General features: G+C 57.5%; 19 protein-coding genes. 16 read left to right on the top strand and 3 right to left on the bottom strand.

What is annotated here, in order from left to right:
• Positions 1–17: 17 nt before the first annotated feature.
• The 10 genes from rlmB to A3850_RS04495 all read left to right on the top strand — a co-directional run bounded on the left by rlmB (position 18) and on the right by A3850_RS04495 (position 14112).
• Positions 18–770: a 23S rRNA (guanosine(2251)-2'-O)-methyltransferase RlmB gene (rlmB, locus tag A3850_RS04540; RefSeq protein ID WP_231915278.1), complete on the top strand. Its 753-nt coding sequence runs from the start codon at positions 18–20 to the stop codon at positions 768–770.
• The gene (locus A3850_RS04535; protein ID WP_082921619.1) at positions 767–2980 is read left to right on the top strand and encodes a patatin-like phospholipase family protein; all 2214 of its coding nucleotides are present in this window, start codon (positions 767–769) and stop codon (positions 2978–2980) included. Before rlmB ends, A3850_RS04535 begins: the two co-directional genes overlap by 4 nt.
• Before the next feature lie 204 nt (positions 2981–3184).
• Positions 3185–6370 (top strand): glycoside hydrolase family 9 protein, encoded by a 3186-nt coding sequence (locus A3850_RS04530; RefSeq protein WP_068214638.1) that lies wholly within the window; start codon positions 3185–3187, stop codon positions 6368–6370.
• Positions 6371–6543: 173 nt separating this feature from the next.
• Positions 6544–7656, top strand: coding sequence for a M42 family metallopeptidase (locus tag A3850_RS04525; RefSeq protein ID WP_068214637.1), 1113 nt, complete (start codon positions 6544–6546; stop codon positions 7654–7656).
• 141 nt (positions 7657–7797) lie between these two features.
• Entirely contained in the window at positions 7798–8835 is a 1038-nt protein-coding gene (meaB, locus tag A3850_RS04520) for a methylmalonyl Co-A mutase-associated GTPase MeaB (protein WP_068214636.1), read from the top strand.
• 8 nt (positions 8836–8843) lie between these two features.
• Entirely contained in the window at positions 8844–9431 is a 588-nt protein-coding gene (locus A3850_RS04515; RefSeq protein WP_068214634.1) for a LemA family protein, read from the top strand.
• A gap of 3 nt (positions 9432–9434) precedes the next feature.
• Positions 9435–9893 (top strand): TPM domain-containing protein, encoded by a 459-nt coding sequence (locus A3850_RS04510; protein ID WP_068214632.1) that lies wholly within the window; start codon positions 9435–9437, stop codon positions 9891–9893.
• Positions 9894–9999: 106 nt separating this feature from the next.
• Positions 10000–10815 (top strand): YgcG family protein, encoded by an 816-nt coding sequence (locus A3850_RS04505; protein ID WP_082921618.1) that lies wholly within the window; start codon positions 10000–10002, stop codon positions 10813–10815.
• A gap of 154 nt (positions 10816–10969) precedes the next feature.
• Positions 10970–12415, top strand: a complete 1446-nt coding sequence (locus A3850_RS04500; RefSeq protein ID WP_068214630.1) for a DUF1800 family protein — start codon at positions 10970–10972, stop codon at positions 12413–12415.
• A gap of 59 nt (positions 12416–12474) precedes the next feature.
• The gene (locus A3850_RS04495) at positions 12475–14112 is read left to right on the top strand and encodes a DUF1501 domain-containing protein (protein WP_068214629.1); all 1638 of its coding nucleotides are present in this window, start codon (positions 12475–12477) and stop codon (positions 14110–14112) included.
• Between the two features lie 62 nt (positions 14113–14174).
• Here A3850_RS04495 and A3850_RS04490 read toward each other — a convergent pair whose 3' ends face one another.
• The 3 genes from A3850_RS04490 to A3850_RS04480 all read right to left on the bottom strand — a co-directional run bounded on the left by A3850_RS04490 (position 14175) and on the right by A3850_RS04480 (position 17539).
• On the bottom strand, positions 14175–14516 hold the full coding sequence (locus A3850_RS04490) for a nucleotide pyrophosphohydrolase (protein ID WP_068214627.1): 342 nt from the start codon (positions 14514–14516) through the stop codon (positions 14175–14177).
• A gap of 486 nt (positions 14517–15002) precedes the next feature.
• Positions 15003–15473 carry a hypothetical protein gene (locus A3850_RS04485; protein ID WP_068214625.1) on the bottom strand — a complete coding sequence of 157 codons (471 nt, stop codon included), beginning with the start codon at positions 15471–15473 and terminating at the stop codon, positions 15003–15005.
• Positions 15474–16042: 569 nt separating this feature from the next.
• Entirely contained in the window at positions 16043–17539 is a 1497-nt protein-coding gene (locus A3850_RS04480) for a WD40 repeat domain-containing protein (protein WP_157500887.1), read from the bottom strand.
• A 120-nt stretch (positions 17540–17659) separates the two neighbouring features.
• Between A3850_RS04480 and A3850_RS04475 the strand changes: the two genes are divergently transcribed.
• From A3850_RS04475 to A3850_RS04450, 6 genes are all read left to right on the top strand, one after another.
• Positions 17660–18193 carry an RNA polymerase sigma factor gene (locus A3850_RS04475; protein WP_068214620.1) on the top strand — a complete coding sequence of 178 codons (534 nt, stop codon included), beginning with the start codon at positions 17660–17662 and terminating at the stop codon, positions 18191–18193.
• The gene (locus tag A3850_RS04470; protein WP_068214618.1) at positions 18190–18942 is read left to right on the top strand and encodes a tol-pal system YbgF family protein; all 753 of its coding nucleotides are present in this window, start codon (positions 18190–18192) and stop codon (positions 18940–18942) included. Before A3850_RS04475 ends, A3850_RS04470 begins: the two co-directional genes overlap by 4 nt.
• 5 nt (positions 18943–18947) lie before the next feature.
• Entirely contained in the window at positions 18948–22136 is a 3189-nt protein-coding gene (locus A3850_RS04465) for a CHAT domain-containing tetratricopeptide repeat protein (protein ID WP_068214614.1), read from the top strand.
• Between the two features lie 198 nt (positions 22137–22334).
• The gene (locus A3850_RS04460) at positions 22335–22652 is read left to right on the top strand and encodes a hypothetical protein (RefSeq protein ID WP_197493984.1); all 318 of its coding nucleotides are present in this window, start codon (positions 22335–22337) and stop codon (positions 22650–22652) included.
• Positions 22653–22876: 224 nt separating this feature from the next.
• Positions 22877–23941, top strand: a complete 1065-nt coding sequence (locus tag A3850_RS04455) for a DUF4198 domain-containing protein (protein ID WP_082921617.1) — start codon at positions 22877–22879, stop codon at positions 23939–23941.
• Positions 23922–24608 (top strand): HupE/UreJ family protein, encoded by a 687-nt coding sequence (locus A3850_RS04450; protein ID WP_068214610.1) that lies wholly within the window; start codon positions 23922–23924, stop codon positions 24606–24608. Before A3850_RS04455 ends, A3850_RS04450 begins: the two co-directional genes overlap by 20 nt.
• Position 24609 lies beyond the last annotated feature (1 nt).

The following is a 24609-nucleotide window of genomic DNA, read 5'->3' as shown; positions in this document are numbered from 1 at the left end:
TAAAGCACCGAGCGGCCATGGCAATGAAGAAGGAAAGAGAGGACATCATTTACGGCCGCCACCCCGTGCTGGAAGCCCTCAATTCGGGCGCCCCGGTGGATAAGGTGTTCTTGCAGCAGGGTACGCGGGGTGAGTTCGAAAAGGAACTAAGGAAGCTGTGTAAAATGATGGAGGTACCCTTCACGGTCATCCCCAGCGCGAAGTTGGGCCGGATGACGCGGGGCAACCACCAGGGCGTCATTGCCCAACTCGCCGCGGCGGCCTACCAGAAGACGGAGGACCTCATCCCGATGCTCTACGAACAGGGAGAGACGCCACTCCTGCTGTTGCTGGACGGCGTAACGGACGTCCGCAACCTCGGTGCCATTGCCCGCTCGGCGGAAGTGTGTGGCGCCCACGGGATCATCATCCCCCAAAAGAACAGCGCGGGCCTGACGGCGGACGCCGTGAAGAGTAGCGCTGGCGCCTTGCTCCGTATCCCCGTCTGCCGGGAGAAAAGCCTCGTCAACACCGTCGCGTTGTTGAAAAACAGTGGCATCCAGGTGGTTGCGTCGGACCTCCAGGCGGAGGCCTACCTCCACGAACTCCAGCTCACCGAACCCCTCTGCATTGTGATGGGTGCCGAAGGCGAAGGCATTTCCGAAGGTGTGGGCCGGGCGGCGGACGTCCGCTTCCGCATTCCCCAGGCCGGCCAACTCAACAGTTTCAACGTCGGGGTAGCGGCGGGTATCCTGCTCTACGAAACCATGCGTAAACGGATGGGAATATGAGGCTAAGACTGTACGGGCTAATTGTGACTTTGTTAGGTGTTTGTTTGCCGTTCACGCAGGCGCAGGAGGACTTGAAAGTAGGCCTCGTCCTCTCCGGTGGCGGAGCCCGTGGCTACGCCCACATCGGTGCCCTCCAGGTGCTGGAGGAGGCCGGGGTGCGGGTAGATTACATCGGGGGAACGAGCATGGGCTCCATCGTCGGTGGACTTTACGCCGCCGGCTACAGCGCGGATACCCTGGAACAAATGCTGCGGGAGACCGACATCATGGCGGAATTGCAGGACGCCATCGCCCGGGAAAACCGGACGATCTACGAAAAGCTCTACAACGAACACTACCTGCTGAACCTCAGCCTGAAGAACTTCGCCCTGCAATTGCCCGCCGCGCTATCGGACGGGCAGCGGATTAAGGATCTGTTTACCCACTGGACGGCCGGCGTACATGGCATTCGTGATTTCAGCCAATTGCCCACGCCTTTTCTGTGTATTGGGACGGATATCGAATCCGGCGAGGCCATCGTACTGGAGGACGGGTTACTCGCCAACGCTATGCGCGCCAGCGCCGCCCTGCCCGGCGTGCTGAGTCCCCACCGGATGAACGGCCACGTGATGACGGACGGTGGCGTCAGTAACAATTACCCCGCGGAAGAGGTGAAGAAAAAGGGAATGGACTTCGTCATCGGCATCACCGTGGAGCAAGACCCGTACCGGGCGGAGGATATCAACTCACTCGATAAGCTCCTATTACAGATTGCCTTTTTCCAGGCCAACAAGCGCAACGTCGAGCAATACGAGATTACCGACATCGACATCAAGCCGGAGTTGGGTGACTTCAGCCAGCTCAGTTTTGATGCGGTGGATGAGCTCATCGAAGCCGGCCGCGTCGCCGCCCGCGCCCAACTGGATACCCTCAAGACCTTGGCCGCGCGGCAACGGGGAAAGCCGACCACCCGTACGGCGACGGTTCCGGAATTCCTGAATGCGCCCGTCGTGGAAATTGCGGGTAATACGGATTTGAGCCGCCGCCAGGTACTGAGTTACTTCGACGGGAAACTGCCCGGACGCTTGCGGTGGGATGAATTCCGCCAGTACGTCGTGGCCCTCTTCGCGACGGGGCGGTACGTCCACATCGATTATGATTTTGAACCGATCCCCGGGTCCGAGGATGAGGTGCGGCTGGCCATCAATCTGGAAGAATCGCCCAATTTCGGCCAGCAGTTGCGCCTGGGTTTGCACTACGACCAGGTATACCGAGCCAATTTATTGTTTGGCGCCACCTTCGCCGATTTGATCGTCAACAACTCCATGCTGACGGTGGACCTGATCGGGGGCAATCGCTTCCGTTACCGGGCGGATTACCGGGTGAACCGTATCAACGGAATGGCCTTCGGTTTGCGAAGCCGGGCCAGTTACGCGGACGTGGCCTTCGACCTGGACGAACCCATGACGATGCAGGGTCTCGTCTTTGACCAATTGGACTTCCGATTCTCGGACATCTCCGCCGAAGCTTACTGGGACGTGCGGCAAACGACCAATTCCTTCACGGGCATCGCGGCGGAATTCAAGTATTACGGAACGCTTTCGGACCAAGTTGCTTCCACGGGCGAATCTCGCGACTTTCCGCTTATGCGGGACTTCTACTTCGTGCCTCGCCTCTACCTGCTCTACGATAAGCTGGACGCCAAGAATTACCCCATGCGCGGTTTCAGCATTGACGCCGAAGCCCGGGCGTCGCGTAACCTGAGTAATCCGGACTTCCAGTTGAATGAATGGTCCGCCAATATTGATCTGGATACGAAGTTTCTCTTCCCGGCCGGCCGCCACTTCAGTTTTGGCCTGGACGCCAGCGTGGGTTTCTTCCTGGATAAATCCAGCTTGCCTTTCCGTTACTACTTGGGAAGTAATAATTTTAACCTGATGAATAACTTCAAAGCCTTCCCCGGCTTGGAGATTGGGCGGGCATCGGGGAATAGCCTGATAATGGGCCAAGCGTACGGGCGCCTCAAATTGAGCACCCATTACCTGACGCTGGCTGGTCACGTCGCACGCCTGGGGCAGGGCGAAGGGTTGCCTACTTCCGTTAATCGGGAGTTGCTGGCTTCGGCACGCCTCACCTACGGGTTGGATTCCCCCCTGGGGCCGATCGAGGTGACGTACGCGCGCGGAAATGTCGGCGGGGAGTTCTACTTTAATTTGGGGTACTGGTTCTAATGGAGAAGGCCCGATTCTAATGGACTGGAAGGGCTTAAGCCGCCTGAATACCGCAAAAACGTAGTGAAGTGTACACCGCCGGGATTTTGAGACACTTACTTTGCATGCCCGGGTAAGGTGTTCGCAGCCGCTTACGGTACCTTGAGCAGCCCATTCAACCTCCTCTTGGAAGGACACCTGCTTTTTTCATAATCCAATCGATTCATGCAACACCAACACCACCAATCTATTCTACGTCTCTCTTTTTTCCTGCTTCTTTCCATCTTCCTTGGTGGAACCATTTATGCGCAGGAGGTACTGGAAGACCGCAACTTCATCCGGATCGATCAATTCGGCTACCTACCGAACGCTACCAAGGTAGCCGTCATCGCCAAGGCCGTCGATGGCTATAACGCTGGCGAAGGAATTGACCTCAACCAGGGGGCGACCGTCGATCTGATCGACGCGACTACTAATGCCGTCGTTTTCTCCGCCTACCCCCAACTTTGGAACGGTGGAGGTAAGGACGATTTGAGTGGAGACAAAGGCGCCTGGTTCGATTTTACCGAGTTTGATACGGAGGGCGCATACCGCATCCGCGTCCAGAAGAACGACGGGTCAACGGCCGAGAGTTACGAATTCCGCATTGCCGACGACGTATACAACGAAGTGATGCGCGCCGCCATCAACATGTTCTACTACCAGCGGATCAACCAGGACAAGTTAGCCCAGTACGGTAGCGGAGAGCCCTGGACGGATACCGAATGGTACGGCCGCCCTAACCAGGAAACGGCCGTCCGGGAACTGGACAACCCCAGCGTTACCCGCGACCTGAGTGGTGGCTGGTTCGACGCGGGAGATCCCAACAAATACGTCACCTTCGCCGTAGATGCAGTCCACGCATTGCTGACCACCTACGACAACGCTCCGGATTTCTGGAACGACTTTGACCTCAACATCCCCGAGTCCGGTAACGACACACCCGACCTACTGGACGAGGTTAAATTCGAGATCGACTGGATCAAGAAGATGCAGCTGTACGACCCCAACCGACCAACGGCGGGCATCATCCAAAAGATGGGCATCCTGAACGACGTAAGCTACATCAGCCCCCCGAGTACGGATACGCGTTTGCGCTACTACAACGGCGTTTGCGTGAGCTCCACCATTACGGGTGCGGGGATGATGGCCCACGCCGCGGTTTCCTACAAACGAGCCAACGTCTGGCCGGAAGAAATAGCCGAACTAACGGACCGCGCCGCCAAAGCCTTCGCCTACTACGAGGCCGCCCCCAATAAAGCGGAACTCTGTGACGACGGGCGCATCGAAGCAGGAGACGCCGATGGGCCGGGCAACCAGTACGCCACCGAGCACCGGGCCCTGGCCGCCGCCGCCGCCGTCTACCTGTTTGAACTGACCGGCGAGCAGAAGTACAAGGACTTCATCGCCGCCAACTACCGCCAAGCCCGGCCGTGGAAGGCAGAAGATTGGGGCGTGTACCGCGCTCACCAGGGAGAGGCACTGCTCTATTACACGCAGAATCCCGAAGCCGACCCCACCACCAAACAGGGCATCCTGGACATGAAGTCTTCCGCCCCCAAGAGTACGGGGTCCAACTACGTCGTGGCCGAACAGGATAACCTGTACCGGGCCAAGCCCATCTATTTTAACTGGGGCTCTAACAGCCTCATCAGCCGGCAGGTGGGAGACATCATGGACCTGCACGTTTATGGCATCCGCCCGGAGAATAGCGCTGCTTACACTGAGCGTGGGCAATCCATCATCAACTACCTGCACGGTACGAACCCCTCCGGCATTTGCATGCTCTCCAATATGTACCAGTACGGTGGCGACCTCTGCGCCGATGAAATGTGGCACAGCTGGTTCTCCCTCGATACGAAGTTTGATAACATTGACGGAACCAACGTCGGTCCGGCTCCTGGCTTCATCTCCGGTGGACCGAACCCGCAGGGTCAGGGTAGTATGCCCATCAAGCTGGGTACCCACTCCTTCCCGGCAACGGCGGGGCAGCAGCCAGATCAGAAAGCCTTTAGCGTGGATAACTTCTGGCAGAACGGCCCTTGGGCCTACAACGAGCCAGCTATTTACTACCAGGCGGCCTACATCAAAGCGCTCTCCTACTTCATTGCCGGCAACGCCGCGGAAGGGGAAACGGGCACCGGCGGAATTGACCCCATTAAGGATTGCGGTGAGGCAGAACTTGGCTTCACTGTCGGTAACGACGTTGGCGGCAACGGTACCGTAGAAATGGATAGCAACAGCCCCGGCTCCACGAACGGAGCCTCCGTTAAACTCTTCGACGCGGGCGACGCGGCCAGCTACCCCTTCACCATCAGCCGTGGCGGGAAGTTTGACCTGGCTGTCCGCGTCCGCGTAGGGGAAGCCGCCGGCAACGCGACTAATTTGGCCGATGCGTACACCGTAAGCCTGGATGGCAACGAAGTAGAGTACGTCCTGGATTCCACGAGTATATCTCCGCTGGCCGGCGATACCTACTGGGGGGAGATCGTCCTGGTGGATGTCGCCCTGACGGCGGCCGACCACGAGGTAACCGTCACCGCCAAGCAAGACTACCTCAAGCTCGACCGGGTTTGTTGGCGCGACGCTAACTCCGTCCCCAAACCAGATACGGGTGGTGGCTCCGGAGAGATTTCCTTTGACTGCATTGAGATCGAAAATGCCTTTACCATCCTGGCCGACGTTGGGGGTAACGGTGAGATCCGGGGTGACGGCTTCACCGCCAACGCCAGCGGTGATCGCTACATCAACATGTTTGACGTCGGCGATAAGGTGAGTTTCCCATTTTCCGTAGCGGACGATGGTATGCACGAGATGCGTTTCCGCCTCCGGGTCGGGGAAGCTTCCGGAACGGACCGTAACCTGGCCGATAAGTACATCGTTACGCTAGACGGCGAAGAGGTCATTACCGATCTCGACGAAGGCACTATTTCCGCGCTCTTCGACGATACTTACTGGGGAGAGATCGTCGCCAGGGTGGACGGCCTTTCCGAAGGGGTACACACCGTGACCGTTGAGGCCAACAACAACTGGTTGAAGTTTGACCGTTTCTGCTTTGGCAATGCAGATGCTACCAGCCTCTTCACCCCCGAAAGCCGGATTGCGGCTGACATTCAGGTGAGCCCCAACCCAAGTAACGGACTGCTACAACTCAACCTCGGCTTTCAGGCGCGGGGGGAAGCCCTGACCATTGGCCTTTACGACTTGACGGGGCGGCAGTTGAACCAACGGGCGATCCGTTTGGGGCAGGCCAGCGAGCACCAATTCAAACTGGATTACCGCGATCTTAACCTTGCTCCGGGCGTATACGCCATCAAATTACTTGCGGGTGTTACCGCACTGGGCGAGGTTCAGCGAATCGTCATTCAATAGCGGGCATTCCGAACTGAACGAGTCAGGAGGGGTTGGTAACTTACGGGTTGCCAACCCCTCCTTTTGTTGGGGCAGAGGCTACAACCAATCACTACCAGAGCGCAGAATAAGCTACGAAGCTATCCCGGCTCACTGCTTACATTTGCGCCTTTCTCCGTTAACAGTACCCCACTATGGCTCTGAATCTGTCCTTGCTTAAATCCATCTGCGCCGCCCCCGGTGTTTCCGGTTACGAGCGCCGTATCCGCAACCTCATTCACGAAGAGGTGAAGGGGCTGGCCGATGAGGTTCAGATTGACAACATGGGTAACCTCATTGCCATTCGCCGCGGCAAAGGAAACAAGCGCGTCATGGTGGCGGCCCACATGGATGAGATTGGCTTCATCGTCAACCACGTCGACGAAAAGGGTTTCGTCCGCTTTCTTCCGCTGGGTGGTTTTGACCCCAAGACGCTTACGGCTCAGCGAGTACTCATTCACGGGCGCCGCGACGTGTTGGGCGTGATGGGCTCCAAGCCGATCCACATCATGAAGGCGGAGGAACGGGCCAAGGTCGTACCCCTCAACGAATACTTCATCGATACGGGCCTGCCCAAGGAGGAGGTTGATAAGCTGATCTCAGTGGGCGACCCCATTACCCGCGAACGGGATATGGTGGAGCTGGGCGACTGCGTGACCAGCAAATCGCTCGATAACCGGATATCGGTTTTCATCCTTATCGAAACCCTGCGCCGGCTTCAGGGGCAGGATTTACCCTACGACCTCTACGCGGTATTCACGGTGCAGGAGGAAGTGGGCCTGCGCGGCGCCATGGGTAGCGCCAGCCACATCGACCCCGATTTTGGTTTTGGCCTGGACGTCACCATCGCCTACGACGTACCCGGCTCTACGCCCCAGGAGGCCGTTTCCAACCTCGGCGAGGGCACGGCCATCAAGGTGCTGGACGGCTCCGTCATCAGCGACTACCGGATGGTCAACTACCTGAAGGAACTGGCCAAATCGGAGGAAATCAAGTACCAGTTGGAGCTGCTACCCGCGGGTGGTACCGACACGGCCGCCGTCCAACGTTACGGCACCAAGGGCGCTGTCGCGGGTGCATTGTCAATTCCGTTGCGGAACATGCATCAGAGTACGGAGGTCGTCCACCAGGGAGACGTGGCAGCCACGATTGATCTTTTGGTAGCCGCCGTGAGCAAGTTGGATGGATACGACTGGTCTTTCGCCAAGGACCACGGAGACGGCCAACACCCCGACCGCGTAGCGGGGGACCTGGACTGGTTGGGATAATGAGCTCCCGGGTAATTAACCATCGATCTAACCCATTTTTCGGGTCGGTGAATCCGAACTTATCCTAACATTTAGGGACCGTTCAGCCTTAAGTCTGGTACATTGCAAGCCCTTCGTTACCTGCGAAGTAAAGCAGCACCCATGCCATCGTCCATCAACCGAAATCTGAACTTTAATGCGGACCGACCTCAGGTATCGGCCGCAGCGATGTTTGCGGAACTGACGGGTAAGAATGGCCGCCGCGCCCTCGCACGTGCCATCACACTGCTGGAATCCACCCGCGAAGAGGATCAACAGATCGCCGATGAACTCATCGACCTGGCCATGGCCGGTGAGGATGATCGTGAAACCTTTCGGTTGGGCGTAAGCGGAACGCCGGGGGTGGGCAAATCCACCTTCGTGGAGCAATTTGGGTTGGAGCTCATCGAAGCGGGCCACCGCCTGGCTGTGCTGGCCGTGGACCCTTCTAGTTCCCTGAGCGGGGGGAGCATCCTGGGTGATAAAACAAGGATGGAAACGCTTTCGCAGGACGCGCGGGCCTTTATCCGCCCGAGCCCCAACGCTGGATCTCAAGGTGGGGTAGGGGTAGCTACCCGCGCGGCCATCCTGTTGTGTGAAGCTGCCGGTTACGATTACGTCATGGTAGAAACCGTTGGGGTGGGGCAGGCCGAGTGGCGCGTCCACGGGATGACGGATGCCTTTCTCCTCCTGGCCCAACCGGCGGCCGGGGATGGCTTACAGAGTATCAAACGGGGAATCCTGGAACTGGCGGACCACGTCGCCGTCAACAAAAAGGACCTGTTTCCTACCGCAGCGGAGGAGACCGCCCGTCAGTTACGGCAGGGTTTACACCTGGCGCCTCCCCGCCCGGATGGTTGGACGGTGGAAGTATCCACCATCAGTGCCCTTCAACCGGAGGGGCTGTCTGAACTGCGCAGCCGGTTGGGAGATTTTCGGGGCCATCTCGTCCTAACCCAGCACCTGCGGCAGCGCCGAAAAGAACAAAAAATGACCTGGCTCAAAGAACGCTTATACCATGCGGTGCGTAGTAAAGTCGATGCGTATCTGCAGGAGAAGGTGAAAGGCACCGACGGATTGCAGCGTATATTCGACGAACGTGTTACCTTTTCGTCCGCCGCCGACGTTTTGTTAGCGGACTTTTTCCAATACAATAAGTAAAATACCACATGAAATCATTCGGAACACTCGGCATTGTCGTCGCTATCCTTGCCGTCCTGCTCATCGCCGGTTGCGGCCAGTACAACGGATTCGTGGACGCGGAGGAGAACATGGAGAAATCCTGGTCTGACGTACAAACCCAGTACCAGCGGCGCGCGGACTTGATCCCGAACCTGGTCAACACCGTAAAGGGAGCCGCTGACTTTGAGCGCGGAACGCTGGAAGCCGTAACGAACGCCCGGGCCCGCGCCACGAGCATCAACATCAACGCTAATGACCTTACACCGGAGAAACTGGAGCAGTACCAGGCCGCGCAGGGTCAGTTGAGCCAGGGCCTCGGCCGTTTGCTCGCTACGGCGGAGAATTACCCCAACCTGAAATCTAACGCCCAGTTCCAGGAGCTGCAGGCGCAGTTGGAAGGCACGGAGAACCGCGTAGCCGTTGCGCGTGACCGTTTTAACGCGCAGGCTACGGAGTTCAATAAGAAAGTCCGCCGCTTCCCCGGGACAGTGTTTGCCAGCGTATTTGGCTTCGAAGAAAAACCTCAGTTCCAGGCCCAAACGGGCTCCGACCAGGCGCCAACGGTTGAATTCTAAGCGGTGGTTCGCTTTTTCAGCTCCGAGGAGGAGACCGAGATCGTCGCTGCTATTCAGGCCGCGGAATTGAACACCTCTGGAGAGATCCGGGTGCACGTGGAGGTTGGCGAACGCGCCAGTGCCCTCAACGTGGCCGCCCGGGTGTTTAAGGAGTTGGGCATGCACAAAACAGCGGACCGCAACGGCGTTCTGATCCTACTGGAAGTAGACCGACGTGAGTTTGCCATAATTGGCGACGAAGGCATCAACCGGGTGGTTTCCCAGGACTTCTGGGAATCCGAACGGGATCTGATGCAGCGCCACTTCAAGCGTGGAGAGTTCGTGGCGGGTATTTGCCTGACGATCGAACAGATCGGTGCTAAACTGAAGAAGTTCTTCCCCTACCAGGAAGATGACTTGAACGAGTTGCCGGACGACGTGAGTTACGGCGGCCCAGGTAGCCGGCCCGGCGGCAAGGTGTAGTCCTCGCTAAAGCTGCGGGCTTTTCTACAATCAATATTTAAAACAGGAACTCTTGTACCTACCTAATTCCCCTTATTCGCTGACGGCCAGATTTGCTTTCCACTGGATGGCAATCCTGGTATTGGTCTGCACGGGTTTAGGAGTGATGGCCCAGGAGGCGATACCGCGTAATCCTAACCAATTGGTCAGCGATTACGGTGGGATGCTTTCCGCCAGCGAAGAGCAGCGGCTGACGCAAAAGTTGAACGCCTACGCCAAGGAGACTTCCACGCAGATTGCGGTGGTAACGGAAGCTTCCCTCAACGGGAATACGGCCTTTGACCGTAGCCTGGCCATTGCCCAGGGCTGGCAAATTGGTGGGTCGGACCAAAATGACAATGGCGTACTCGTGTACATCGCCCGGGATGACCGGCGTATTCAGATTCAGACGGGTTACGGCGCTGAGGGCTTCCTACCGGATGCCATCGCCAAACGGATCATCGATCAGATCATGACGCCCGCCTTCCGGCAGGGGCAGATCTACCGGGGGGTTGATGAGGCGACGGGCGCCATCATGTCCCTAGGTAAAGGAGAATACAGTGCGGACGACCTGCCCGCGCGGGGGGATAGTGAAGGCATACCTCCGATCGTGATCTTCATCATGATCTTCGTGGTCTTCATCCTCATCAGCCGTTTCAATAACCGCCACGATGATGATGACGACGACGGTGGCTACTGGCGGGGTGGGCCCTACGATATGGACGACCCCCACCGGAAAGTGCGCAGACGGCGCCGGCGGGGTGGTGGTTGGATCATCATGCCCGGCGGTTTCGGTGGTGGCGGTGGCTTCGGCGGCGGTGGCGGCTTTGGCGGCGGCGGTGGTGGATTCGGCGGCTTTGGCGGAGGCGACTTTGGCGGTGGAGGCGCCGGAGGGGGTTGGTAATCAGTTCTAATGTTGGCTGCGCCTCAAGTACTTGGCTAGGCGACAATTCATACCGTGGGGATCGTTTCACGACTGTTACAATACGTTAAGACGTTGCGTTCACCGGGTGGGTAATTGGGAAACCCCGTATATTTAAAGACCCTATACTCATACTATGACGATTGCAAATTGCGCGACTACCGGCCTGGAGGTCTTTCAGGCAACGGATGACGCCCCCTGGAACCGCGACCGAATCATGCACCTCTTCCGCCGGGCGGGCTACGGCGCTACCCCCGAGCAGATCAACCTCGCGCTGATGGAGGGTATGGAAGCTACCGTGGACCGACTCCTCGACGAGGCCATCAACCAGCCCAAACGGGAACAACCGGAGTGGGCGTTCTGGGATTACGACGCACTGATCGCCCGCCAGATCGCACCCTTTGATTTGTACCGCGAATGGTCGCAGGGCTTCATGCGCGAGGCGCTCAACAATGGGGTACGGGAGAAGCTGGAACTCTTCTGGCAGAACCACTTCGTGACGACCTACGAAAGCCACAGTTGCCCGAGTTACTACTACCAGTATACGGACCTGATCGCCACCCACGCTTTCGGTGATTTCGAACGATTCGTGGGAGACGTGGGCCGCAACCCGGCGATGTTGGCCTTCCTCAACGGCTTCCAAAATACCCGCCAAAATCCCAACGAGAATTACGCCCGGGAGCTTTTTGAACTGTTCACTCTCGGTGAAAATAATGGCTACACCCAGCAGGACATCGTTGAAGCGAGCCGCGCCCTGACCGGCTGGAACGGCTGGACGAGTTACTGCGGCCCCGTAGAGTGGGCGAGTTGGGGCTACGACCCCGGCAACAAGACGGTGTTTGGCCGGACGGGTACCTGGAACTACCGTTCCCTCATCAAAATCCTTTTTGAAGAGCGGGCGCCACAGATCGCCCGCTTCATTGCGGAAAAACTGTACCGCTACTACGTCAACGCGAGTATTGACGAAGCTACCGTGGCGGGAATGGCACAGACCTTTCAGTACAACGACTTCCAAATTGCGCCGGTGCTACGCCAACTGTGGAAAAGCGCGCACTTCTACGATGAGGCTCACGTTGGTGCGCTCATTAAGTCCCCAATGGACCTGATCACGACCTGGGCCCGGGAGGGCAATCTGGGTGACTTTGGTAATTACTACGACTGGGGCTTCTTCGCCATGGCCAATATGGGGCAGTACCTCGGCGAGCCGCCCGACGTTGCCGGCTGGCAGGGAGACCGCGCCTGGATCGATTCCAACCGCCTCGCCTTACGTTGGGAAGTCATGGATGGCTTCGCCTGGGCGCAGTACAACGAGCAGAACAATATCTACGTAGAGTTTGCCCGCGAACTGACCAACAACAGCGACTCCGCCGATGAGATCGCCCGCGCAATGGTGGACTACTTCATTCCGAGGGGCCTGCTCACCGAAGCGGCCTACGAGAACGCCGTGGATGCCTTTAAGTGGGAGGTCCCCGAAAACTACTACTCGAACGGCGTCTGGAGTCTGGATTATCCTACCTCCAACTGGCAATTCGTACTGCTGATGCGCCACATCGGGCGGATGCCAGAATTCCAACTTACCTGATCCCATTACTTCTCTGACTAGCCGGGCTTTTTGGTCAGTCTACAAAAATCATTCCCACCATGCGGAATAACGAAACGAACAATAAGCAAGCGCGCCGCCGGGGTGAGAGCCTCGCCGACGGCCAACTGCATACTGCGGACCACAGCCGGCGTTCCTTCCTGAAGGGGTTGGGCGTTGCCGGGGCATCCGGTTTTCTGCTGAATCGGCTTCCCGTCAATAGCTTTTCCCCCTCTTCGCTGACCCAAGCTTTGGTGGAAGGTGATGATGAACGCATCCTCGTCCTTATTCGCCTAAAGGGTGGGAACGATGGGTTGAATACGTTCATCCCCGTCCACGATTACGGAACTTACCAGACGGCACGGCCGCGCCTGGCCATCCCACAAAGTGAAACGGTGAACTTTGCCCCGACGTTGCAAGGGCACCCATCACTGCGCCCGCTTCAATCCTTGTGGAATGAAGGGCAGATGCGTGTTATCCAAAACGTAGGTTACCCAACGCAAAACCTGAGCCACTTCCGGTCTTCAGACATTTGGGCGACGACTTCGGATTCAGACGAGGTCATCAGTAGTGGTGTGCTCGGCCGTTACCTGCAGGGGCAACTTCCGGACTTTTTGACGAGCCCGCCGGAAACGCCCCCCGCCATTCAGATTGGTGGCTCCGGCAACCTCATCTTTAATAATGAGGACAACTTCAACTACGCTATCTCCACGGAGAACCCCACCGCGCTGTACAATATCGTAAGTACCGGGCAGTTGCACGACGTACTGGATCTCCCTGACTGCTCCTACGGCGAGCAACTGGGTTACGTACGGACGGTAGCAAATACCACCTTCCGCTACGCTGGTATCCTCGCCGATACATTTGAAATGGGCCGCAATACGGCTAATTACGTCAACGACCGTTTGGGTGACCAGTTAGCCCTCGTCGCACGGATGCTACGGGGTGGTCTGAAGACCAAGCTATTCGTGGTAGAAATTGATGGGTTCGATACGCACGCGGAGCAGGCGGACGCCCACGCTACCTTGCTGGATAGCATTGCCCGCAACACCACCGCTTTCTTTAAGGACATGCGCGACGGTGAAATGGAAGACCGCGTGCTGGCGATGACCTTCAGCGAATTCGGTCGCCGCATCCAGGAAAACGGTTCGCTCGGTACCGACCACGGTGCCGCTGCTCCCCTCATGTTGTTCGGTAAAGGACTTAACGGGAATGGTGTCAGTGGCGGACTGCCCAACCTTACCCAAACGGACCAGGATGGTAACATGATCTACGAGGTCGACTTCCGCAACATCTACGCGACGGTTTTCCGGGACTGGTTGTGCATTCCCTCAGACGTCGTCACCGACATGATGGGTGCGGACTACGGGAACGTCGATACGCTCGGGCTCGAGTGCCAGGGCATCGTCAGTACCCGCGCCGATGCGGATAGTCCCGAGCGGTTGAAGCTGGCTGCCTATCGTTCCGGTGGAGACATCGTCGTGGAATACGAGATGGCCGGTGAAGCCGCTACGCAGATCTCGCTCTCCGATATGGCGGGCCGGCGGGTTGCTACGCTGTACCAGGGCCGTTCCCCCGGTGGAACTAATACCCGCAGACTACCCGTAGGGGCTGCGAACTGGGCGGCTGGGATCTACATCGTTAGCTTAGAGACCGGTGGCCGTGTGTACAGTAGAAAGATTGGCTTCTTCCCTCGGTAAATCGACAGGATAGTTCAATACGGAGAATGAGCTGAATGATTTGACCCTGCGTGGGCAAGGTTTTAATCCCGTAGTTTTTCGTTGTTGCGGTGCCGGTCCGCATCCCGAATGGTTTTCTTGGCCAAGTTTTTGGTGAGTGCTTCCGTGAGGTCGATACCCGTCTGGTTAGCGAGGCAGATCAGGACGAAGAGCACGTCGGCCATTTCGTCGGCTAACTGTGCGGGGGCGTTCTCGGCGTCAACGGGATTTTTGAAAGACTGCTCCCCGTAGATCCTGGCCATGAGGCGGGCTACCTCCCCGGTTTCTTCCATTAAGATGGCGGTGTTCGTAAGCTCCGAGTAGTACCGTATGCCAACTGTGTTGATCCATTCGTCAACCGTTTCCTGTGCTTTTTTGAGGGTCATTTTGCAGTTAATTGGTGTTCAAAGCAGCAATAAATTTTCACTTTTTTATCGTTGAGTCTATTGTGAACGCTAGTGTATACGAGGTTAAGGCGATTTAATCTTTCACAAACTCTCTTTTATTTACTGTGGTGCTAATTATCTTACCCTCATATTGTAACCATAAGCAATATAGCTGGTAATAGTTACTGGCTCCAGGGTTTTGGGAAAGGCCCCGAGCGAGTGCACCAGCGCTGAGATTTATCAAGTATTTTCGTGAGATTATGATGTCGCCCCGTAATGGAATTACCATTACGGGGTTTTTTCATTTTGGCGGCTGCTCATTCTAAGGAACTACTCACTTTATCTACCCATTAGCAAGGGCCGGACCAAGCAGCAACCGCGCCGAAAACCGATGTGAAGGGTTTTACTCCGAGATTCCTTGTTGATCCGGCCCGGGCCAGTTGATCGTGACGAGCTAGCGTAGCTAACTGCAAAGCGGTTGGTAGCCTAAAAGGACTTCTTCAGGGTGAACTCATTACCATTGATGGAGACGGTATCGCCATCGTGCTTTCCGAGCAGGGCGCGGAAGAGGGGGCTATCGGTGGAGATGCCCTGGTAGGTTTCCCCATCAATCTCAAAGGCATCGCTGGCGCAGGCGACGAAGAATTTTCCCTGATCGGTGTGGATGACGTCCCCTAGTTGAATCTCTTCGGTAGGCTCAATAGTATCGATACCGTTGAGGATGCGGATGTCCTCGGCCAATGCATCCGCTACGCCGGAGCGGGCGGTCACCCGGTTGCGGGCCTGATCTACCTTGCCGGTTTCGAACATATTCATGCCGTCTTCCATCTCCTTCTTGGCTTCCTGGTTATCCATCTTCTGCATTTGCATGATGTTGTCCAGGGAGTCCTGCTTCATTTTAAGTAGTTGTTGGACGATGGCTGCTTTGAGTTCCTTTTGTGTCTTGGTCAGTTCCATGTTGATGTTAGGTTGTAATTGGTTAATGCGCGCTGATTAAATAGCGTGCGCTAATGGAACGAAAGGGAAGGAGCCATGTTTGGCGAAAAAAAATTTAGAAAAACGACGCATCCGTCCGAACACCTACGGCTTGGTCTGCGATTTACTTTCATTCGGCTTGATGAAAGCCGGTGATTCTATGACAACTTCGCCACGTTAACCTGGCGTACTCATGTTGCCACAATGAACATTACTTATCCCGGTGGAATCCGAGGTAGTTGTTCTTTGTAGCAATCTACCCTTCGAGCGACTGACTATCGCGAGTGTTCCACCTGGTGGAAGTACTGCTCAAGAACTAAGGTCAAGTCTTTTGCTGGGTTTTTGGTTAATGTTCGGGCAGGTCAGCTAAGCTGGTCCTGCCTTTTTTTATTGGCTTTAGCCAACGTACCGTAGGGTACGGCTTTAGCCGTACCCGCCCGCAGGGCGCATGTCCCGAACGGCTTTAGCCGTTCCTATTGCAAGAGGGCTAGTCCCAAGTCCCATTACTCTCCACCCGCGTTAGCGCCCAAATGCGCTTGCGTAGCCAGCCCCTACCAAACAAACTTACGCGCAACAAACCGCCCCTTACTCCGCAACCGAAGCACGTAAAGTCCCCGTGGTAACCGCAATGGCCAGGTAAACCCGCGCCCACCCCGATGGATGCGTTGCGCAATTACCCGCCCATCAGTAGACACCAACGTAGCCTCGATGCTAGCCCCGTTGAGCGCCTGACCGAAGTCTACCGTAAGGCCAGTACCGTCAGTAACCAAGCGCAGGTTAGGTAAGTCCAGTAAGGGCTCGCGCGTCGCTACCGGTGAGCACAGGGGAGAATAAACGCGGGCAAACCCATCATTCGCATTCGCCAGGGAGCTCCCGACGGCAATCCGCAGACCGTCGTCGGCAATCGCTACCGCCCGACCAGTGTAGGTGAAGGCCGCCTCGCCGATGATGTTACTGGAAATCAGCGTCAGCCGCCCATCTTCCGGAATGTTGTAGACGTAGACGCGGCCTGCGGAATTGGCGGGGCCACTATAATTGAAGTCGCCAACCACGAGCGTGTTGCCGTCCCCACTCAGTGCCGCCGCCGAGCCGAACTGGCCGAAGCGGCTAGTAGTCGGGGGAGTGACGACGTTGGCAAAAAAACGGGTGGACCCATCAGGCCGGTAACGGTATACCGCTACGTACCCCGGTAAATCGACGCCTACGTCCGCATCGTCATCGGCAATCATGAAGGTGTCTCCGTCATCATCGATGTCCACGGCGTTACCGAAATTGTTACTCCCTACCTGGCCTTCGTAGGTGCGTACGAGATCGTAGGTCTCGGAAGTGCTATTCAACTGGTATTGATAAACGTCGTCCAAATCATTGTCGGACCCAACGGCCTCCGCCCCGATGAGCAGGTGCTCGCCATCACCACTGATCGCCACCGCCGCGCCAAAGGCACCGGAGTTGGTAGTGGCCGTGAGTTGATCTATCTCATCCCAACCAGTTATGTTGAGATCGTATACGTGGGCCCGGCCGAACTCTCCCCCGTCCGGGTCACCGATCACAATGCGGTTGCCATCGCTGGAAAGATCAACGGCAGCCCCAAACTGGCGGGTCATGGGGGATCCAATAATGAAGCGGGGGTTGCCGTAGCCCGTTTCCGTCACGTCGTAGGTGTAGACGATGAAGCCCAGTTGGGTATTTCCCGCGCCCTGCCCCCGCTGAGTAGTGCCGAAAGCCAGCCGGGTGCCATCCGCATTGAGGGCGACCGAGCGGCCGAAGAGTGCGTTGGGAACTATCGTCGTAATGGGATTACCAAGCGGGCGGTAAGTTTCCCCGTCGCGGCGAAAAAGGTGGATGGCACCGTTGTTGGCTCCCTCCCGGAGTGCCCCGACGGCCAATACTTCCCCGTTACCGGAGATGGCCAGGGTTTGGCCGAAATTAGCCGCCGCCCCGGCCGTGCCGTTGAGGATGGGGCCGCACTGAGCGTACTCGTTGGCGGGCTCCTGAGCGTACAGGGAACAGGTAAAAAGAAAGAGAAGAAAGAGACAGTGTGTTTTCACGGCGCGTGCATTTTGTGGTGGAAGGTGCTTGTTGCTGTCGGCCACATAGGAATTGTCATCACCAGCGGCGAGAAAATTTGCAATTATATTAGTGGCCACAACTTTCCGACCTCGCAGGACATGACCGACGCGGAGATCCACACTGGCATCATCAACCACGACCCGGCTACGCTGGGCTACCTCTACGAACACTGGTTCCCACCAATCGACCGGCAGACCCAAGCGCTGGGTGGCACGGCGGAGGACTCTTTTGACGTCTTCCAGGAAAGCATCGTCGTACTCTACCTCAACGCCAGCACGGGCAAAGTACAGCCCCGGGCGGATAGCCGGCTTTCGACCTACCTGCAAGCCGTGGCCAAAAACATCTGGCGGGCGCAGACCCGAAAAAACCGCAAGTTGGCCACCGTGGATCTGCCCCCGCAAATTGAACAGTACCCCGAAGAACTGGACGATGAACTCTACACCCGCGTCACGGAACTGGAAGCCGCCCTGGCCAACCTCGGGGAAAAATGCCGGCGGCTACTGCACTTGTTCTACTTCGAAAAATTATCCCTCCGCCGAATCGCCGAAGTGATGACCTATACCGAACAAACGGCAAAGAATAATAAGTACCGTTGCGTACAGCGGCTCCGCGCCCAACTCAAGCCATCATGACCCAACCGGAATTTAGCGACATCGAGGACTACCTGGACGGGGTGGACGGCAAAAGCTTCGCCGACCTGGCCAAGGGCATGGACGCCACCGAAGAGGCTACCCTGCGGGAGCGCATCGAGCAGCAACGCAACCTTAGGTTGGCGGTGGGTGCCACGGGACTGCGGCAACAACTCGAGGTAATCCACGAGCAGCGGGGTGGCCACGGGAAAGTTGAAGACCCTCCTGTAGCAACTGAGCAACCGGCCCGTTCGGGGGGGGGGCTCCAAATTGCTTTGCTCCTTGTGGGCATCCTGCTACTCAGCCTGGCCGCTTACTTCTTTTTTCGCCCCACCGACGCAGGGGTATACGCCGCCTATGAGTACCAGGACCCCGGCCTGCCCGTCGTCATGGACGTCACTGCCGACCCCGCCTTCAGTGAGGCCATGACCCTCTTTAAGCGGGGCGAATACGCCCAAGCCCAATCAGTCTTTTCGGCGCTTACCCTCACGGCAAACGATACGCTGATTTACTATCGGGGGGCCAGCGCCTACTACGCCGGTGACCTAGAGATCGCTTCCGGTGAGCTCCAACGCGTAACCGACGATACAGCTTCCCTCTTTCAGAACCGGGCCGGTTACCTCCTGGCGCTGACCCTACTAAAAACCGGGCGAACGGAAGAGGGAATGGAGCAACTCCAGTCCATCGTATCCCAGCCCGATCACCAATTCCGGGGCCAGGCGGAGCAGTTAATGCGTGAGTTGGTAAATTAGCCAGCATGAAGCTTCGCTTGTTTACCGGCGCCCTTCTCGTACGCCACACCCTGTTTTTGTTTACGCTGCTCCTACTGCTTCCCCCAAGCGAAGCTTCCGCGCAATCCGCCGATAGCTTGCTAGCGCGGGCGGAGCGTTACGCCGATTTAGGACAAGTCGATTCCGCTCGTTACCATTATCAACTGGCGCTGGCGGCAGCTTCACCCGATCAGCAATTGCGGGCCTACGCCGGATTGATCGAAATGAATGCTAATCTGGCCCGGCACCAGGCCGCGGACAGCCTGATCAGGTTGGCCGATCCGTTGTTAGCGGCCAGTAACGTTACCGTTGGTACGGCTCGGAGCTACCGGCGTATTCGCGCGGCCGCCCGCAGTCTGGACGGTCAGTACCGCCCGGCGCTGGACGATCTACTACTGCTGGCAGCCTCCACGGAAGGGGAGGAGGACCCAAAGGAGCGGTTGCTGACCTTTAAAGAGTTGGCCCTGACCTACAACCGTATGTTCATCCCCGACTCAGCGGTTTATTACATCGAACAAGCCCACAATCTGGCGCGGTCCGGTTACGATACGACGGGCTTAGCCTACGCGTATTTTCAGAACGATCTTACGGTGGTGTACATCCGTGCGGAGCAGCCCCAAGCCGCTGAGGCCGCCGCCCGCCGGGGCCTACGTTTATTGAGCGGCAACGATCGGGATACCACCGAGTACGCGGCCAACGGTTACGATAATCTGGCCAATGCACTGGATAACCAGGAGCGCTACGTCGAGGCCCTGGATTACCGCCGCCGGGCACTCGCCTTGTACGAGCGTCTCGGCCTGGCGGAAAACCACGCCGTTTCCCTCTACAATCTGGGGATTGCGCGCTACGCGGTCGGAGATTTTGGAGCCGCGGCCCAGTACGTCGACCGGGCGCTGACCATTCGGGAGGGGCTCGTCGGTCCGGGACACCCCTCGCTCATTAATTCCTACCACGCTCAGAGCGTGCTGCAGAGTCTGGCCGGGGAGCACGCTGCGGCCGTGGCGGCCTTCCACCGCTTGCTAACCTTAACCGAAAAGCAGGTCGGCCGCGGCGGTAACCAGCGGGCGCGGTTCCTGGATGGCCTGGGCATCGCCCACAAGCAACTCGGGAACCTAGATTCAGCGGCTTACTACCAGCGGGCGGCCATCGCCATCCTCCAACAAAATTCGGCGGAAAATGAGCTCGTACTAGCGAGGACGCGCTACAATTATTCCTCTACCCTGGACCAATTAGGCGAGAACACGGCGGCGTTGGAACAGATTGAGTTGGCTCTCGAGTCGTTTACCGGGGCGGAACTAACCAACTCGCTGGAGTATTCTTTGTACCAAGCCGCCCACGCCGATCGGCTGGCGCGCCTGGGTCGGTTTCCCGAAGCTGCGGCGGCCCGAGCTGCGGCGCTCTACATCGTCCGCCCGGAGGGAGAATACCGCCTTGGGGTTGAACCCATCGGCACCCTGGAGCTACTCTGTGAAGCCGCCTATTCGGCTTACGAGACGGACCCAACGGCGCAACACCTGGCGGAATTCCGAAACCTGGAAGCTGATTTTACGGCGGTCGTCGAGCAGACCCGGCGGCAGTTCCACGACCCGCAGGCGAAGGGAGTGCTCAGCCGCAAGGTTGAGGTAAGTCGCCGCCGCCACCTTGATTTTTACGCCCGCGCGTTTGCCCGCACCGAAGATTCCACGCTGCTCGACCGGATATTCGTGCTGTCCGAATACGGCAAGAGCGCCGGCTTGCGGGATCGTTTGCGTACGCAGGTCCCCCGTTTCACCGGCGTCCCCGATAGTATCCCCGAACGGTCCGCCGCCTTTCAGGAATCCATCGAGCACCTTTACTACGCGGTAGCGGATGGAGGCCCGGATGCGGATAGTCTTCGCGAGGAACTCTTTCACGTCCGCCGTGAATACGACCAGTTTTTGGCGCGCGTCGCTACTGATTATCCCGCCTATTATCAGCTTACCACCGGTTCGGAAGTGTTGACCGCCAAAGATTATCTGGCGCGGACGCAGGTGCCGGGTGAAAGGGGGGAAGCTGGACAAAACAGCAATGCCGGGGATTCCGCGAAGAGTACCGTCGTTTACCTCCGGGGCCAAGACCGTTACTACGCCCTGATCGTAAATGACCGGCTATCACTCATCGACTGCGGCGGGGTAGGGGAAGTGGATAAGGCAGTGGGTAACTACCGCCAGGCCTTGTCTTCCACCCTGACGGAGGACCACCTGGCCGCGGGCCACGATTTGTACCGCTTAGTCTGGGAACCACTCTTACGGCTAATTGGCGAAGACGTGCTGGTGGTACCCGCCGGACAACTTTCGCTGGTTCCCTTTGCCGCCTTGAGCAGCAAGCCCAAAGCGGCCGACTACTTGCTGAAGGACCACAGCGTTAGTTTCGCGTACTCACTCTGGCTGTACGAAACACAACGAGCCGGGGTAGGTAACGAAGCGGGGGAGCTGGTGACCATCGCCCCCGGATTTACGGGTTCAGGTGGGATTTCTTCTACCGCCCAGCCCAGCAGCCAGCCTTGGTCACTGGACCTGGCCGAAGCCATTGGTAACAAGTACGCCGGGCGTACTCTTACGGGCGATGCCGCTACGGAACCCGCCGTAAGGCAGACGTTCCCAACGGCGAACCTGCTCCTCTTTGCCACCCACGGGCGGATGGACGCCGGTGCCCCCTTACGCTCCGGCATCGAACTGAGCCATGGCGCCGAAACGGATAACCTACTCACCCTTGCGGAGATCTTCAATGAAGAGCTGGTGGCCGACCTCAGCATCCTCGGCCTCTGCGAGAGTGGCCTGGGAGAAACGGCCCCCGGCGACGGAATGCTCAGCCTGGCTTATGCTTTTGCTTACGCGGGTTGCGCCAGCACCTATAATACCCTCTGGATGGTTGACGGCCAGGCAAACGCCAACCTCGTTACGACCGCCCTCGAAGAATTGGCCGACGGTGAAGCGAGGTCGCGCGCACTTCGGAGGGCCCAACTCCGTTACCTAGAGGACACCGCTGACCCCACGTTACGCCACCCCTACTACTGGGCGGGGCTGGTACACCAGGGAAAAGACGGGCCGGTTGCGTTGCGCCGCCATGCATCACGATGGGTTTGGTGGCTAGCTGGCGCCCTGTTGTTGGCGATAGCTTCAGCTATCATAGCTATTGGCCGCAGCCCCAACCCGTAGGGTCCGGCTTCAGCCGTACCCGCCCGCAGGGCGCCAGTCCCGAACGGCTTCAGCCGTTCGCAGAAAGTATGCCAAGCGAAGCGATTGGCAAACAAGACAGATGCTAAGCAAAGCAAACGGCAAGCAAAAAGACGCCAAGCGAAGCGAATGCTCTGAACATTAAACGCCAAGCCAAAGAAGCACCCCAATCCCCACCCCATGCCCCGCAAAGGAAAAAACTACACCGAAAGGATGACCGGCCCCCAAGGCACCTGCGAACTCTGCGGCCGCACCAAACCCCTCACTGAGCACCACCTCATCCCCCGCGCCGTACACGGTAAGAAGTACTTCCAAAAGCGGTTCACGAAGGAGGATATGACGCACCGCCGCATCAGCATCTGCCGGAAGTGCCACAAGGGCATCCACCGGCTCATCCCGGACGAGAAGGAGCTGGCGCGGGAGTACAATACGAAGGAGTTGTTACTCGCCGATGAGCGGATTGCCAGGCACGTGGAATGGGTGGCGAAGCAGCGGTAGGTGCCTGAAGGTTCTCATAAGTTATCGCTCTTAGTCTTTACCACTTTGCCGAGGACAATCTCTACTTCAAGGGTAGCAGCCGTGACCTGAGCTTTCAACCGGTGTGTACCCGCCACCCATCCGCCGCCTTTCCTACTTACCTGGCACCCGCGGCAGCGCATAATTGTTGCTAGTTCTCCACCTATCCGTAAGTTGTGCCTAGCTAGCCATAAATACATCCCGTGATGAAGCACCTCCTTACTTTGTTTGCCGCCGTGCTGCTCCTGAGTAGCCACGATATGTTCCTAAAACTGGATACCTACTTTTTGCCGCAGGACAAATTGGTTTCCCTGGAGTTATTCAACGGCACTTTTGAAGAAAGTGAGAACGTCATTACCCGCGACCGAATGCAGGACGTAAGTATTCTGGGCAACGGAAAGCGACGGACCGTGGACACGAGCCAGTGGTCTGAAGTAGGAATGGCGACGGTGCTCACCTTTAAAACCGGTGCCCCGGGTACGTACGTTGCCGGGGTATCCACCCGCGCTCGCTCCATCGAAATGGACGCCGAGGCCTTCAACGGCTACCTCGAACACGACGGTATTCTTGACCTCCTGGCTGAACGCAAGGCCGACCCCGCTCGCCATACGGACGCCGTAGAACGCTACTCAAAGCACGTCAAAACCATCTTTCAGGTTGGTGATAAATTAACCGACGACTGGGCTACCCCCCTCGGCTACCCGATCGAATTCGTACCACAATCAAATCCGTATTCCCTGAAACCCGGCGATGAAATGCAGGTACAGCTACTATTTGACGGGGCGCCACTTGGAGATCAACTCGTCTACCTAGGTAATGACCACGCCCACGGCCACGCGCATACCGACGCCCACGAGCATGAGCACGCTGAAGACGGTGGCCACAGCCACGCAGGCATTGAGCAAATGCGGACGGACGCCAATGGCATGATCACCGCTAAGCTCCCCAGCGAAGGTGTCTGGTACCTGCGAACGATCAACCTTGTACCCATCAATGAACCAGGGCTGACCCACGAAAGCAACTGGGCCACGCTGACTTTTGAGCTTGGCCACGGCCACGCGCACGGGGCCCACACCGACCACGGCCATAGCCACGGAACCGAGGCCGAGCACACGCACGACCACGGGCACCAGCACGCGCACGACCAGGGTGAAGGCCACGACCACGAGGCTGGCCTGCCCGGGTGGGTCTTCTGGATAGCCAGTCTCGTGTTTGTCGGGGTGCTCTTCTTTTACTTCAATGGTAAAGCGAATGCCCGTGAGAACTATTAAGCTACGCGGCCTGGCAGGCTTTTGTCTGTTGCTACTGCCAACTCTACTCCTGGCCCACGGCGTCAGTGATTCGGACCAGGCTACCCTCGCTGAAGGTGGCCTATTGGCCTACATCTACGTTGGTGCTAAGCACATGCTAACGGGATATGACCACTTGCTTTTCCTTGCCGGGGTGATCTTTTACCTGAAGGGGTTTAAGGATATTGTCCGTTTCATCACCGTTTTTACGGTGGGCCACAGCATTACCCTCATCGGGGCAACGTACTTGGGAGTACGGGTGGACGAGCACCTGATCGACGCCGTGATTGCGCTGAGCGTACTTTATAAAGGCTTTGAAAACCTGGGGGGCTTCACGAAGTTATTGGACGTAAAATCTCCACCCTTACTCTCAATGGTATTCGTTTTTGGACTCATCCACGGGCTGGGTCTTTCGACACGTTTGCAGTCCTTCGACCTGGGTGCCGGCTCCTTCCTGGCCAAGATCGTCAGTTTTAATGTTGGGGTTGAGTTGGGGCAAGTTCTGGCTTTGATTCCCATTGTGTTCCTCATTACCCAGTGGCAACGGCTGAAGAGTTACGCAGCTTTTTACCGGGCAATGAACTGGTACCTGATCGTTGCTGGTATTGGGTTGTTCGTGTACCAGTTGTACGGGTATTTTAACGGCTGAC

The organism is Lewinella sp. 4G2 (genome assembly GCF_001625015.1).
GTDB lineage: Bacteria > Bacteroidota > Bacteroidia > Chitinophagales > Saprospiraceae > Neolewinella.
The sequence above is the reverse complement of the archived record's forward strand: the minus strand, read 5'-3'. Positions and strand labels throughout refer to the sequence as shown.

Coding starts and splice junctions, on each gene's coding strand:
- rlmB (WP_231915278.1), top strand. CDS start 18: ATGGCAATGAAGAAGGAAAGAGAGGACATCATTTACGGCCGCCACCCC.
- A3850_RS04535 (WP_082921619.1), top strand. CDS start 767: ATGAGGCTAAGACTGTACGGGCTAATTGTGACTTTGTTAGGTGTTTGT.
- A3850_RS04530 (WP_068214638.1), top strand. CDS start 3,185: ATGCAACACCAACACCACCAATCTATTCTACGTCTCTCTTTTTTCCTG.
- A3850_RS04525 (WP_068214637.1), top strand. CDS start 6,544: ATGGCTCTGAATCTGTCCTTGCTTAAATCCATCTGCGCCGCCCCCGGT.
- meaB (WP_068214636.1), top strand. CDS start 7,798: ATGCCATCGTCCATCAACCGAAATCTGAACTTTAATGCGGACCGACCT.
- A3850_RS04515 (WP_068214634.1), top strand. CDS start 8,844: ATGAAATCATTCGGAACACTCGGCATTGTCGTCGCTATCCTTGCCGTC.
- A3850_RS04505 (WP_082921618.1), top strand. CDS start 10,000: ATGGCAATCCTGGTATTGGTCTGCACGGGTTTAGGAGTGATGGCCCAG.
- A3850_RS04500 (WP_068214630.1), top strand. CDS start 10,970: ATGACGATTGCAAATTGCGCGACTACCGGCCTGGAGGTCTTTCAGGCA.
- A3850_RS04495 (WP_068214629.1), top strand. CDS start 12,475: ATGCGGAATAACGAAACGAACAATAAGCAAGCGCGCCGCCGGGGTGAG.
- A3850_RS04490 (WP_068214627.1), bottom strand. CDS start 14,516: ATGACCCTCAAAAAAGCACAGGAAACGGTTGACGAATGGATCAACACA.
- A3850_RS04485 (WP_068214625.1), bottom strand. CDS start 15,473: ATGGAACTGACCAAGACACAAAAGGAACTCAAAGCAGCCATCGTCCAA.
- A3850_RS04475 (WP_068214620.1), top strand. CDS start 17,660: ATGACCGACGCGGAGATCCACACTGGCATCATCAACCACGACCCGGCT.
- A3850_RS04470 (WP_068214618.1), top strand. CDS start 18,190: ATGACCCAACCGGAATTTAGCGACATCGAGGACTACCTGGACGGGGTG.
- A3850_RS04465 (WP_068214614.1), top strand. CDS start 18,948: ATGAAGCTTCGCTTGTTTACCGGCGCCCTTCTCGTACGCCACACCCTG.
- A3850_RS04460 (WP_197493984.1), top strand. CDS start 22,335: ATGCCCCGCAAAGGAAAAAACTACACCGAAAGGATGACCGGCCCCCAA.
- A3850_RS04455 (WP_082921617.1), top strand. CDS start 22,877: ATGAAGCACCTCCTTACTTTGTTTGCCGCCGTGCTGCTCCTGAGTAGC.
- A3850_RS04450 (WP_068214610.1), top strand. CDS start 23,922: ATGCCCGTGAGAACTATTAAGCTACGCGGCCTGGCAGGCTTTTGTCTG.